Consider the following 13,695-nt stretch of genomic DNA (forward strand, 5'->3'; position numbering starts at 1 on the left):
ATAGAATAGTTTTCCTTTTCCCAAAAGAAAAAATCAAAAAAATATCACACTACTTCGGCTACGGTAAAAGTACTGCCGCCAATAAATATCAAATCATCCTTTCCTGCCTTTTTTTTGGCCGCCCTAAAGGCTTTATCCACAGAGCCATAAGACTTACCAAATAACCCAAGCCCATTGGCCTTCTTGGCAAGAATGGTCGCATCCAAACCGCGTATGATATTTGGCCGACAAAAATAATAACGGGCCTTTTGTGGCAAAAGTGGCAATATACCATCCAAATCCTTTTCCTTGACGAACCCGAGGACCATGTGCAATTCATTGAATTCTTGCTGCCCTAATTGGTCGATAACATAGGTCAGTCCCTCCTTATTATGCGCCGTATCGCAAATGGTCATTGGATATTTATCCAATATTTGCCACCTTCCCAATAATCCCGTGTTTTTTACGACACGTTTCAACCCCCTTTTTATATGCCTTTTTTTAATTGAAAAGTCCTTCAGTTCATTTAAAACGGCCAGAACTCCTTTGACGTTCTTATTTTGATAGTTACCCAGCAAAGACGTCTTAAAGGTTTTAAGGATGGTCTGATCGGCAAAAACCAGCTTGGCATGCTTTGATGCCGCTATGGATGTAAAGACCTCGGCTATTTCTTCTTGATGCTCACTAATGACAACAGGGGTATCCTCTTTGATGATGCCCGCTTTCTCTACAGCAATCTTCGAAAGGGTATCCCCAAGCATTTCCAAGTGATCCATCCCGATATTGGTAATCAATGCCACCTCTGGCTTAAGGATATTGGTTGAATCCAACCGACCGCCCAAGCCTACCTCCACAACCGCAATATCGACATGCTGTTGGGCAAAGTAATCAAAGGCCATCCCTACGGTCATTTCAAAAAAAGACAATCGGTTTTCTTCTAAAAAGACTTTATTCTTTTTAATAAACCGGACAACCTCTTTCTTTCGAATGGTCTTCCCATTGATTTTGATACGCTCCCTAAAGTCTTTTAAATGGGGCGAGGTATAAAGTCCGACCTTATAACCTGCCTCCTGCAGAATGGAGGCCAACATGTGACTACTGGAACCTTTACCATTGGTACCTGCCACGTGTATGCTTTTGAATTTTGTTTCAGGATGCAATAAATATGATGAAAAAGCCTGGATATTATCCATTTTACCATTATATGCGACTTTCCCTTTTTGCTGATAGGCTGGAAGTTGGCCGAACATCCAATCCAAGGTTTCTTTATAGGTCACTTATCCCCCTAATTTAAAATTGACCACCACAAAACCGATTTGTTGGCTGGGTGCATTGGAATCCAAATTCCATTTATGTTTGAATGCCGTTTTCTTTGCGGGCTCCAACAAACAGGGATCGTTATTGGTCGTTCCTTTTACCCCAGGAGTGGCATTGATTACCTTCCCGGTACGATCCACGACAATTTTAACGACTACCCTCCCTTCTTGGTTACATTCTTGCTGTACGGCCCCCTTACTGACCAAAGAACGGCCATTTAAGCCATAACCGGCTGTGCCGCTCCCTGAACCTGGGCTACCATAATAACTGGTCGCATACGGATCGCCTTCGGGCTGCCCTTTATCCCCTGGCCGGGTATCATCCCCTTCACTTCCCGATGCCGTACCGTCGGAATTATTGAGTCCGCCCATAAGCTTATCCAATTCCGCTTTTTTCGCCTGTTGCTCTTGTAATTTCCGTTCTTCAGCTTCCCGTTTTTCCCGTGCAATCCTATCCGCCTCAGCCTTGGCTTTTTTTGCTTCCGCCTCAGCTTTTTTCTTGGCTTCCTGCTGTTGTTTTATCTTAATCGATTCCTCGCTTTCCTGTGTAAGAACCTTTTCGGCAGGCGGTTCCTTCGCTACCACTTCTTCCTTAACCTCTTCCGGTATGGCTTCCTGCACCTGTTCCTCCTTAGTGTTTGGAGGCTCGGGAATATCCAAGGGTTCAGACTTGATTTTTTCTTTAGGTTGGGTATCCCCCATTCCAAATTCCATCGTACCGAAATTTACGGAAATGCCATTCTCAATAGGTGGGTCCAAGTACGTCAACCCAATATAAAAAAGCAATAACACGAGTACACTCAACAAGGCTGTTGTCAGTGTAAATGATTTTTTCTTGTGTCTCGTATCTAAAAATGACATTATAACAATGGTATTTTAAAATGTCGTATTGACCTTTTGGATTATTCCTTTGCACAAGGAAACAAATATTAAGCCAGAGTCAAAATCAGCGTTCAAAAAACAGTTGTGAAAAAGAAATAAAACAGCTGTGGATCTTTAAGCCGTATTGTACTAGTTAGGTCGTACGGCCAAGATTACCTTATAATTGTTCCGATTCGCTATATCCATGACGTGTACGGCCTCTTTTATGGCTACACTCTCTTCTGCCCTAAGGATTATTGTAGGTTTGTCTTGACCTTTCAGTGCCTTTTTCAATTCAATTTCAATATATTCCCCGTTTATTCTCTCGTTGTTCACAAAATATTCCAAGTTCTTATTGATGCTTACTGAAACATTCTGTGTATTCGTCGATTTACCTTTTGCCTTTGGCAACAACAAATCCAATGCATTGGGTGAATTTGCGGTTAACATAAAGAATATCAACAACAAGAAAACAATATCTGTCATGGACGACATGCTGAAGTCCGGACTTACCTTATTTCTTCCTTTTAATTTCATCGATGCCTATAGGGGTTCGTTCAACAAATCGAGGAACTCAACGGCATTCGCTTCCATTTTGTGAACGACTTTATCCGTTCTGTTCACCAAATGATTGTAGCCGATATAGGCAATGATACCTACGATCAAACCTGCCACCGTAGTGGTCATGGCCGTATATATACCCGATGCCAAGGATCCCATTTCCGCTTGTCCCCCACTCGTTGCCATTTCATGGAATGCCAGAATCATACCAATGACCGTTCCCAAGAAACCGATCATGGGAGCTGCACCGGCAACGGTTGCCAAAACACTTACGTTCCTTTCTAACTTATAAACCTCCAAAGTACCCGCATTTTCGATGGCCGTATTTATATCGTCCAATGGTTTGCCGATTCTCGACACCCCTTTTTCGGTTAATCGGGCCACTGGGGAATCGGTCTGGGCGCACAACAATTTTGCCGCATCCAATTTACCATTGGTGATATGGTCCCGTATCTGGTTCATAAAGTCCTTATCTATTTTCGATGCCGCCTTAATGGCGAAAATCCGTTCGAAATAGATATAGAGGGCAACAAACAACAAAATGAATAAAATAGCAATAATGACGATACTTCCCGTACCACCGCTGAAAATCAAATCCATTACCGATAGCGTCTTTTCTTCGGATAGCATTTCACCCACGGCCGGGTCTTGAGTAAGATCTTGTAACATTGACATATAGTTTCTCTTCTTTACGTTGCCTTAATAACGGTAATTTATCGATAAAATTATGCGTTTAACAGAAAATCCCTCAATAAAACGAAGGATGCGGCACCGGCCAAAAATCCGATCAATGCCAGCCATGCGATTTTCTTTAGGTACCAGAAGAAATCGATTTTCTCCATCCCCATGGCCACAACACCTGCAGCGGAACCTATGATCAACATACTACCCCCCGTACCAGCGGAATAAGCGATAAAATGCCATAGTGGATTATCCATAGGTTCAGAAAACATCCCCATACTTGCCGCTACCAAAGGAACATTGTCGATTACGGCAGATCCTACCCCAAAAAGCATTACAACAATATCCGTATTGGGAATGGCCGTATTCAAACCTCCGGCAGCATGGAAGAGTATACCCAAAGATTCCAATGCAGCTACAGCCAAAAGTATCCCTAAAAAGAATAAGATACTAGGCAATTCTATCTTTGATAAAGAATGATGTACGGGGCTATGATGGCCAACGGAATCATTGTCCTCCCCATGCACATTTGAAATATTGAACTTTGAATTGCTGTATATTTCCGCAAATGTGGCCACAACCGCCAAGGAAAGCATCATTCCCACATATGGAGGCAAATGGGTTACCGTCTTGAAAATCGGCACAAATACTATTGCAGATAGCCCTAAATACAACATGGTTGGCCCAAATTTGGATTTTGGTCCTTCATCCCCATCAACATCCCCTTCTATCTGTCCTTTAAAAGCTTTGTTTCGACTGGCCACAAGTACCGGTACCACCATACAGATTATCGACGGAATCAATACATGTTCTATTAATTGCAGGGCACTTACCTTGTTGGCAATCCACAACATCGTTGTCGTAACATCACCGATAGGCGACCAAGCCCCACCTGCATTGGCAGCGATTATAATCATCCCCGCAAACCATAAACGGGTATTCCTATCATTGATCACCTTCTGTAAAATGGTAATCAAAACGATCGTTGCCGTTAGGTTATCTATTATAGCGGAAAGTACAAAAGCCAATATGGAAAATAGCCAAAGTAATTTTCTTTTACTCCTTGTTTTTATAAACCCTTTTATCGCCGCAAAACCATCAAAATAATCAATAATCTCAACAATGGTCATTGCCCCAAGCAAGAAAAACAATATCTCCGCCGTCTTTCCCAAATGATGCAACAATATCTCATCGATATGGGTCGCCTCCAACTCCTTAAGTTCCGCATTCACCTCAAAGACCGGCATATGCCCCAAAGCAATTACCGCCCAAAGCAAGGCCATCATGGCCAAGGCGGGAATCAATTTATCTATTTTAAGGTTGTGTTCTAGCGTTATGGCAAGATACCCAGCTAGGAAAATGGCAATAATAATGGTTTCCATATGTATTAAAATTTATTTAACTAATTGCTTTAGCGCAATTTCAAATCCGGTTTTACTTAAATTTATTTTTGTTTGATTTTGTTTAAAGATATTTAAAATTGCTTTTCTAATGGTATCGGATGTATCCTTAAATATCAATTCATCATCCATACCCACCCTTTGCTCCATAAAATAGGCAAAAACACGTGCCATTCCACAATTGGAAATAAAATCGGGAATAAGACTCACTTTGCCATCGGCATATTCCATAATCGGCCCGAAGAAGATCTCCTTATCGGCAAAAGGAACGTTAGCCCCACATGAAATCACTTCGAGTCCCGTAGCCATCAACTTGGAAATTTGATCTTTGGTTATCAATCTTGATGCTGCACAGGGAGCGAATATCTCGGTCTGAAGGTTCCAGATTTTTTCATTGATCTCTTCGAAGGGAAGCATTTCATCGGCGCTGGCCATCAGGTTGTTTCCCCTCTTATTCAAATAAAAATCCTTGATTTCCTCAAAAGTAAAGCCATCCTTTTTAATGACCCCTCCCGTCCGATCCAAAATACCGACGATTTTGGCACCCATCTGGGCCAGATAAAAAGCAGCAGCACCGCCGACGTTTCCAAAACCTTGGATAACGGCACGTTTACCCATTACATTACCGCCAAAAATATCGTAGTAATGCCGTACGGCTTCCGCGACCCCATAACCCGTTATCAGATCGGCAACCGTATATTTACGGGAAACATCAGGTGAATACCTACTACTCTCAAGGGGTTTAACCACCCCCAAGCGCAATTGTCCGATCCTATTGATCTTATCGGCTTCCGTTGGTTTAAAATGACCATTGAAAACCCCTTCTTGGGGATGCCAGACCCCAGCATCTTCCGTTATCGGTATCACTTCCTTGATCTCATCCACATTCAAATCCCCCCCAGTACCATAATAACTTTTCAACAGCGGGGCTACAGCGTGGTACCATCTTTCCAACACCCCTTTTTTCCTGGGATCATTGGGATTGAAATTAATACCTGATTTAGCACCGCCTATCGGAGGGCCTGAGACCGTGAATTTAACTTCCATGGTCTTTGCCAAGGAAAGCACTTCGTTCAGATCAAGACCTTCCCTCATACGCGTACCCCCACCGGCAGCACCACCCCTGAGCGAATTGATCACTGCCCAGCCTTCGGCTTCAGTCTCTGGATCTTTCCAATGAAATACGATTTCGGGTTGTTTATCCTCGAATGCCTGAAGAAGTTTCTTCATTAGTTTGACTTTACCGATTATGTGATTTTGATTTCATCTTGATATCTCGCATCATTCTAACATTAGTTCCTCCAAAGGAGGTCAGCGTTGTGCCATAATCTTGTTTTAAATCAAATTGAGGAGTTCGAAGGAACAAATATAAAATACAGAATTTAAATAATAGAATTTCCTTCTTCCAAACTTAAAAATTTCACACTTCTGAAACATCTCCCCTTTACATTTTGAAATTTATAACATAACTGTATATTTGTTATGAATACAAAAATGTTGACTATGGATTTCACTTTATCCGAAGAACAAAAGATGATTCAGGAAGCTGCCCGGGAATTTGCCCAAAATGAATTGCTGCCTGGTGTAATCGAACGTGACGAAAAACAAAAGTTCCCCGCCGAACAGGTAAAGAGAATGGGGGAGCTCGGTTTTTTGGGTATGATGGTGGATCCAGAATATGGCGGTAGTGGACTTGACACCGTTTCCTATGTCCTTGTCATGGAAGAGCTATCAAAAGTCGATGCTTCCTCTTCGGTTATCGTATCGGTCAACAATTCCTTGGTCTGCTGGGGATTGGAAACCTACGGCTCGGAAGCGCAAAAAACCAAATACTTAAAACCATTGGCCTCTGGGGATGTCATAGGTGCCTTCTGCCTTTCCGAACCGGAGGCAGGAAGCGATGCAACCTCACAGAAAACCACTGCAGTCGACAAAGGTGACCATTATATCCTCAACGGAACAAAGAACTGGATAACGAATGGCAATTCGGCTTCGGTTTATATCGTAATCGCCCAAACCGACAAAGAAAAAGGACATAAGGGAATCAACGCCCTAATTATAGAAAAAGATATGCCAGGTTTTGAAATAGGTCCTAAAGAAAATAAATTAGGAATACGGGGCAGTGACACCCATTCCCTGATTTTCAATGATGTGAAGATCCCTAAAGAAAATAGGATCGGTGAAGATGGCTTTGGATTCAAGTTTGCGATGAAAACCTTGGCCGGAGGGAGGATCGGCATCGCGGCCCAGGCTTTGGGCATTGCCGCCGGAGCATACGAACTCTCCAAAAAATATGCCAAGGAGCGCAAAGCCTTTGGCACCGAGATCGCCAATCACCAAGCCATTGCATTTAAATTGGCCGACATGTGCACACAAATAGAAGCTGCCAGGTTATTGGTATACAAAGCGGCCCGTGATAAGGATATTGGCGCCAATTATGACCTCTCGGGTGCCATTGCCAAACTACACGCTTCCCAAACAGCCATGGACACCTCGATCGAAGCGGTGCAAATACATGGTGGAAACGGTTACGTAAAAGACTACCACGTTGAACGGCTAATGCGCGATGCCAAGATTACCCAGATTTATGAAGGCACCTCCGAAATACAAAAAATCGTGATTTCAAGAGGTATCCTACGTAATTAAGCTTATCTTTATGAAACCGTAACTTCCTAAGACTTACGGTTACTATTACAATAGGACCACCTACCTAAGTTAAACTGCTTGTTTTACCGGAATTATCTGGATGTTCTTCCATAATGGACACACCAATAAAAAAAATCCGGTTTTTCAAACAAAAAATGATTGCGAATTTCTCAATAAAACCTTCCTAAAATTTAGATTTTGAGGTTAATAAACCAAATATATAAAAACGTTGGTTTTTTTTGTTATAAATTAAATGAGTGATAAATATAATTGAAAGAATGTAATATTTTTACAGAAATACCTTAATATATGAAGTTGAAGAAACAAGGAATGTACCTGCCCGAATTTGAGCACGATAACTGCGGTGCAGGTTTTATATGTAGCTTAAAAGGTGAAAAGTCCAATGACATTATTCACAAGGCACTGGAGATTCTGGATAAACTTGAACACCGAGGTGCGGTAAGTGCCGATGGGAAAACGGGTGATGGAGCCGGTATACTCATAGATATTCCCCATGATTTCTTTACCGATGTCTGCGATTTTGAACTTCCGCCTGCAGGTGAATATGCCGTTGGAAATATTTTCCTTCCCCAGAAGGAAAATCAAAGGACATATTGTATTTCCGAGTTTGAAAAGAACATTAAAAACCAAGGATTACGATTGTTAGGCTGGAGGGATGTCCCTGTTAACCGGTCAATCCCGGGCCGTATCGCCATGGAGACCGAACCTTTTGTAAAACAGGTCTATATTTCCAAAGAAAACGACGAGCAAGATGATTTTCAATTCAATTTGAAATTGTTCATCGCCAGGAAAATCACCGAACATGCCATTTTAAAATCAAAATTATCTGAGAGCAAATTCTTTTATGTTCCCAGCCTGTCCACAAAAATAATCATCTTCAAGGGCCTATTAATGCCCAAGGACATCAGTCTTTATTACACCGACCTTATGGATTCAAGGGTCGTTACAAGACTATCGCTGGTACATCAACGTTTCTCTACCAACACCTTCCCTACATGGGATCTGGCCCAACCATTTAGGTACATGTGCCACAATGGTGAGATAAATACCTTGCGTGGAAACGTCACACGTATGAAATCGCGCGAAGAACTGCTGAAAAGCGATTGGTTCGGCGACGATATTAAAAAAATATTACCGGTTATATTACCGGGGAAATCAGATTCGGCAACCATGGATATGGTCGTTGAACTGCTCCTAATGACGGGACGCTCCCTCCCAGAAGCTATGATGATGTTGGTTCCCGAGGCTTGGGAGAAGAACCCGGAAATGTCAGAGGCCAAAAGAGCCTTCTATGAATATAACTCCTGTACCATGGAACCATGGGACGGGCCAGCTTCAATCCCTTTTACGGATGGAAATTACATCGGTGCCCTTCTCGATAGGAACGGACTTCGCCCTTCACGTTATACCGTGACCAAAAACGGCAACGTTATCATGTCCTCCGAAACCGGGGTAATCGATATCAAACCCGAAGATGTGGAATTTCATGGCAGACTTGAACCGGGCAAGATGTTCTTGGTGAACATGGAAGAAGGAAGGATCATCAATGACGAGGAAATCAAGGAAGAAATAGCACAGCGCCATCCGTATAAAAAATGGTTGGATGAAAATCTTGTACATCTTAGGAACATCCCATACAACGATTGTCCGCTCTTTTTAGGGGAAGCTTCTTTGGAAAAAAGAAAAGCCGTTTTCGGATATACCCTTGAAGATATCAATACGATCATTCTTCCTATGGGCAAAACCGCCAAGGAGCCTATAGGCTCCATGGGATCCGATACCCCGATAGCGGTTTTATCGGAACGTCCACAGCACATTTACAATTATTTTAAACAGTTATTCGCACAGGTTACCAATCCGCCTTTAGATGGGATTCGTGAGGAATTGATTACCGACATCAGTTTAACACTCGGTCGGGATGAGAACCTATTTACGATAACCGAAAAGCACTGTAGAAAATTAAAGATCCAAAATCCGGTAATCTCGAAAGAAGATTTGGACAAGATAAAAAACTATGATGCCAGTCCTGATTACAGTGTCGTCTCGATACCGATCCTTTATGAGGTCAAAAGAGGTCTTAACGGATTGGAAGATGCGCTTGAAACCGTTTTGGACAAAGCCTCGAAAGCCATAGATGAAGGTGCGAACATCATCATTCTTTCAGATAGGAATACGAATGAGGAAAAAGCACCCATACCGGCCTTATTGGCCTGCTCTTATGTAAACAGCGGACTGCAAAAAATTGGAAATCGCTCCAAATTGAGTATAATCATAGAATCCGCGGAACCTCGGGAAGTCCACCATTTTGCCCTCTTGTTCGGGTTTGGCGCCAGTGCCATCAATCCGTACTTGGTCAATGAGATAATCGGAGAGCAGATCAAAGAGAACGATATTACCGATTTCACCTTCGAGGAGGCCGTCAACAACTACAACAAGGCCATAGGTAAAGGTATTCTTAAGGTCATGAACAAAATCGGGATCTCTACCTTAAATTCCTATCGAGGATCGCAATTATTCGAATGTATCGGAATAAATACGAAGGTAGTCGAGAAATATTTCCCGAATACCCCAACCAGAATACAAGGGATCGGACTCTATGAAATAGAAAAAGAGATCGCCAAAAGACATCACAAGGCTTATGCCAAGAAAGATATAGCAGCTACCCTTGATCTGGAAATCGGTGGAGAATACCGATGGAGAAGAAATGGTGAAAAACACATGTTCAATCCCGAATCGGTCGCCAAACTTCAAAAAGCGGTAAGGGGCAATGAACCTGAAACCTACAAGGAATTTGCCGCAATGGTCAATGAGCAATCGAAAAACTTGATGACGATTCGTGGTTTGTTCGAATTTTCGAATTACGACCCAATACCGTTGGATGAAGTCGAACCCTGGACCGAAATCGTAAAGCGATTTAAAACCGGGGCAATGTCTTATGGATCCATCAGTAAGGAAGCCCATGAAAACCTAGCCATTGCCATGAACCGTATTGGAGGTAAGAGCAATTCGGGCGAAGGAGGTGAAGATGCGATCCGTTTTTATAGAACCCAAACAGGGGATTGGCTCAATAGTGCCATTAAACAGGTTGCATCAGGAAGGTTTGGGGTAACTTCAAACTATTTGACCAATGCCCAGGAGATACAGATCAAAATGGCACAAGGTGCCAAACCTGGTGAAGGTGGCCAATTACCGGGCCCGAAAGTGAATCCGGCCATTGCCAAAACCAGGAATTCAACCCCTTATGTGGGATTGATATCCCCACCACCGCATCACGATATTTACTCCATCGAAGATTTATCCCAATTGATCTTCGATTTGAAATCCGCCAACAGAAAAGCACGTATCAACGTTAAATTGGTATCTGAAGTTGGAGTGGGCACAGTAGCTGCCGGGGTGGCCAAGGCCAAAGCCGATGTAGTACTCATTTCCGGTTTTGATGGAGGTACAGGGGCCTCTCCCCTAACCTCATTGAAGCATGCCGGACTCCCTTGGGAATTGGGAATTGCCGAAGCACAGCAAACCTTGGTACTTAACGACCTTAGAAACAGGATCGTATTGGAATGTGACGGCCAATTGAAAACCGGTCGAGACGTGGCAGTCGCCTGTCTTTTGGGAGCCGAGGAATTCGGTTTCGCAACTGCTCCCTTAGTGGCCTCCGGGTGTATTATGATGCGGGTTTGCCACTTGAATACTTGTCCCGTAGGGATTGCCACACAAAATCCCGAATTGCGTAAAAAATTCGAGGGTAAACCGGAGCACGTCGTAAATTACATGTACTTCGTTGCCCAGGAACTTCGGGAAATCATGGCACAATTAGGGTTTAGGACCATTAATGAAATGGTTGGCCAAGTACAAAAATTGGATCGTAAGAAAGCCATCGACCATTATAAAGCCAATGGAATAGACCTATCACCCATACTTCATGAAATTGATGTGCCCAAGGGAACGAAGTTCCATAATACCACGAAACAACAGCATGATGTGGATAAATCGATCGAATTTGAAATTTTGGAAAAAGCACATCCCGCCTTGTTCCGAAAGGAAAAAATCTCCTTGGATTTCCCTATAAAGAATACCGACAGGGCCATTGGGGCGATTATCAGTAACGAAATTTCAAAAGTTTATGGTGCCCAAGGGCTGCCCTTGAATACCATTAAGTTGAATTTCACGGGTTCTGCGGGGCAAAGTTTTGGGGCATTCGCTACCCGGGGCCTCACCATGATCGTAAACGGTAATACCAACGATTATTTGGGCAAAGGGCTATCGGGTGCAAAGTTGATCATCAAGGTTCCTGAAAAATCGACCATTGTACCTGAAGACAACATAATAACCGGTAACGTAACCCTTTATGGGGCTACCGCCGGACGGGCTTATATCAATGGTAAAGCGGGGGAACGATTTTGTGTACGGAACTCCGGAGCCAAAACCGTAGTCGAGGGTATTGGCGACCATGGTTGTGAATATATGACCGGAGGAGTCGCAGTTATTCTCGGAGAAGTAGGACGCAATTTCGGCGCAGGTATGAGCGGTGGCATCGCCTATGTATACGACAAGAACAAAACTTTCGTGAAACAATGCAACATAGAAGCATTGAACCTATTACCTGTTGAAGAAAATGATGATATAAAGCAACTAAAAGACCTTATCGAAAGCCACTACAACTACACCATGAGTCCGTTGGCACAACGTATACTTGAACATTGGGAAGAATGTCTCCCGGACTTTGTCAAGGTCTTCCCTGAGGAATATAAACAAGCGTTGATACGTTTGGAAAAAGAAAAATTAGAAACAATTTAAATCGGAACATGGGAAAGATTACAGGTTTTTTGGAATTCGATAGAAAAACAGAAGAATACGCACCAGTGGATGCAAGGGTAAAGAATTATAAGGAATTTACCCTTCCGATGAAAGAAACGGAATTAAAAGATCAAGGTGCCCGTTGTATGGATTGTGGCATTCCTTTTTGCCATAGCGGTTGTCCTTTAGGCAATCTAATCCCTGATTTCAATGATGCCGTATACCGTGGCAAATGGGAAAAAGCCGCTAAAATTTTACATTCGACCAATAATTTCCCCGAATTCACGGGAAGACTATGCCCTGCACCTTGCGAAGAGGCATGCGTACTGGGTATCAATGAAGATCCCGTGAGTATTGAAAATATCGAAAAGAATATTGTCGAGACCGCCTTTACAAATGGTTGGATCAAACCCGTACCTCCAGCTGAGCGTACCGGCAAGAAAGTGGCCGTAATAGGTTCCGGACCTTCAGGTCTGGCAGCAGCACAACAATTGAATCGTGCCGGACATTTGGTCACGGTTTTCGAAAGGGATGAAAAACCGGGCGGATTACTTCGCTATGGTATTCCTGATTTCAAAATGGAAAAAACTGTCATTGACCGTAGATTGGCCATATTGGAAGAAGAAGGAATCACTTTTAAATGTGGGGTTCATGTTGGGGTCGACATAAAAGCAAGTGAACTTAAAAAAGAATTTGATGCCTTGGTGTTATGTGGAGGAGCTACCGTACGTAGGAGTTTGCCCATTAAGGGAGTAGATCTTAAAGGTGTTGTCCAGGCTATGGATTTCCTGGCACAAAACAATAGACGTGTAGATGGCATTAAGGATTTGGGTGAAGAAATATTGGCTACCGATAAAGACGTCATCGTTATCGGTGGTGGTGACACCGGATCCGATTGTATAGGAACTTCAATCAGACATGGAGCCAAGTCGGTATCCAACTTTGAGATTATGGACAAAGGCACTCCGGAAAGACCGGAAGGACAACCATGGCCTTTTTGGCCCATGCGACTTCGCACCAGCTCATCCCATAAAGAAGGGGCAAAACGTTTTTTCAGTATATCGACTAAAGAATTTATCGGCGATGCCGATGGCAACCTCAAAGGCTTGATCACAACAGAAGTGGAATGGGTGAAAGAACCCGGTAAACGGCCCATGCTTAAGGAGGTGCCGGGAACCGAAAAAGAATGGAAATGTGATTTGGCCCTCTTGGCCCTTGGTTTTACCGGTTCTGAATTGACCATAGCAGAGCAATTAGGTTTGGATGTGGACCCACGAACAAACATTAAAGCCACCGCTGTAAATTACATGAGTAATGTACCAGGGGTTTTTGTTGCCGGGGATCAACGCAGAGGTCAGTCATTGATCGTTTGGGCCATATCGGAAGGGAGACAGGCAGCGCACCATATAGACAAATACCTTATGGGACAATCC

9 protein-coding genes are annotated in these 13,695 nt (G+C 43.2%); 3 read left to right on the forward strand and 6 right to left on the reverse strand.

What is annotated here, in order from left to right; translation table 11 throughout:
• Positions 1-44: 44 nt before the first annotated feature.
• From PHU20_RS17980 to PHU20_RS18005, 6 genes are all read right to left on the reverse strand, one after another.
• On the reverse strand, positions 45-1,256 hold the full coding sequence (locus PHU20_RS17980; RefSeq protein WP_274826796.1) for a bifunctional folylpolyglutamate synthase/dihydrofolate synthase: 1,212 nt from the start codon (positions 1,254-1,256) through the stop codon (positions 45-47).
• Positions 1,257-2,156: an energy transducer TonB gene (locus PHU20_RS17985; RefSeq protein WP_274826797.1), complete on the reverse strand. Its 900-nt coding sequence runs from the start codon at positions 2,154-2,156 to the stop codon at positions 1,257-1,259.
• A gap of 150 nt (positions 2,157-2,306) precedes the next feature.
• On the reverse strand, positions 2,307-2,693 hold the full coding sequence (locus tag PHU20_RS17990) for an ExbD/TolR family protein (RefSeq protein ID WP_188244122.1): 387 nt from the start codon (positions 2,691-2,693) through the stop codon (positions 2,307-2,309).
• Positions 2,694-2,699: 6 nt separating this feature from the next.
• A complete protein-coding gene (locus PHU20_RS17995) occupies positions 2,700-3,392 on the reverse strand; it encodes a MotA/TolQ/ExbB proton channel family protein (protein ID WP_274826798.1) in 693 nt (230 codons plus the stop codon).
• A gap of 50 nt (positions 3,393-3,442) precedes the next feature.
• On the reverse strand, positions 3,443-4,780 hold the full coding sequence (nhaD, locus tag PHU20_RS18000) for a sodium:proton antiporter NhaD (protein ID WP_274826799.1): 1,338 nt from the start codon (positions 4,778-4,780) through the stop codon (positions 3,443-3,445).
• A 12-nt stretch (positions 4,781-4,792) separates the two neighbouring features.
• Positions 4,793-6,028 carry a Glu/Leu/Phe/Val dehydrogenase dimerization domain-containing protein gene (locus tag PHU20_RS18005; RefSeq protein WP_274826800.1) on the reverse strand — a complete coding sequence of 412 codons (1,236 nt, stop codon included), beginning with the start codon at positions 6,026-6,028 and terminating at the stop codon, positions 4,793-4,795.
• Between the two features lie 273 nt (positions 6,029-6,301).
• Here PHU20_RS18005 and PHU20_RS18010 point away from each other — a divergent pair, with 273 nt between their 5' ends.
• The 3 genes from PHU20_RS18010 to PHU20_RS18020 all read left to right on the forward strand — a co-directional run.
• The gene (locus tag PHU20_RS18010) at positions 6,302-7,444 is read left to right on the forward strand and encodes an acyl-CoA dehydrogenase (protein ID WP_274826801.1); all 1,143 of its coding nucleotides are present in this window, start codon (positions 6,302-6,304) and stop codon (positions 7,442-7,444) included.
• 309 nt (positions 7,445-7,753) lie between these two features.
• Positions 7,754-12,262, forward strand: coding sequence for a glutamate synthase large subunit (gene gltB, locus PHU20_RS18015; protein ID WP_274826802.1), 4,509 nt, complete (start codon positions 7,754-7,756; stop codon positions 12,260-12,262).
• A gap of 8 nt (positions 12,263-12,270) precedes the next feature.
• A partial coding sequence (locus PHU20_RS18020; RefSeq protein WP_274826803.1) for a glutamate synthase subunit beta occupies positions 12,271-13,695 on the forward strand: 1,425 nt, incomplete at its 3' end.

The organism is Maribacter polysaccharolyticus (assembly GCF_028882255.1).
In the GTDB taxonomy this organism is placed as follows: domain Bacteria; phylum Bacteroidota; class Bacteroidia; order Flavobacteriales; family Flavobacteriaceae; genus Maribacter_A; species Maribacter_A polysaccharolyticus.

Excerpts from the sequence above, each read along its gene's own strand:
- PHU20_RS17985 (WP_274826797.1), bottom strand. The coding sequence starts at position 2,156 with ATGTCATTTTTAGATACGAGACACAAGAAAAAATCATTTACACTGACA.
- PHU20_RS17990 (WP_188244122.1), bottom strand. The coding sequence starts at position 2,693 with ATGAAATTAAAAGGAAGAAATAAGGTAAGTCCGGACTTCAGCATGTCG.
- PHU20_RS17995 (WP_274826798.1), bottom strand. The coding sequence starts at position 3,392 with ATGTCAATGTTACAAGATCTTACTCAAGACCCGGCCGTGGGTGAAATG.
- nhaD (WP_274826799.1), bottom strand. The coding sequence starts at position 4,780 with ATGGAAACCATTATTATTGCCATTTTCCTAGCTGGGTATCTTGCCATA.
- PHU20_RS18005 (WP_274826800.1), bottom strand. The coding sequence starts at position 6,028 with ATGAAGAAACTTCTTCAGGCATTCGAGGATAAACAACCCGAAATCGTA.
- PHU20_RS18010 (WP_274826801.1), top strand. The coding sequence starts at position 6,302 with ATGGATTTCACTTTATCCGAAGAACAAAAGATGATTCAGGAAGCTGCC.
- gltB (WP_274826802.1), top strand. The coding sequence starts at position 7,754 with ATGAAGTTGAAGAAACAAGGAATGTACCTGCCCGAATTTGAGCACGAT.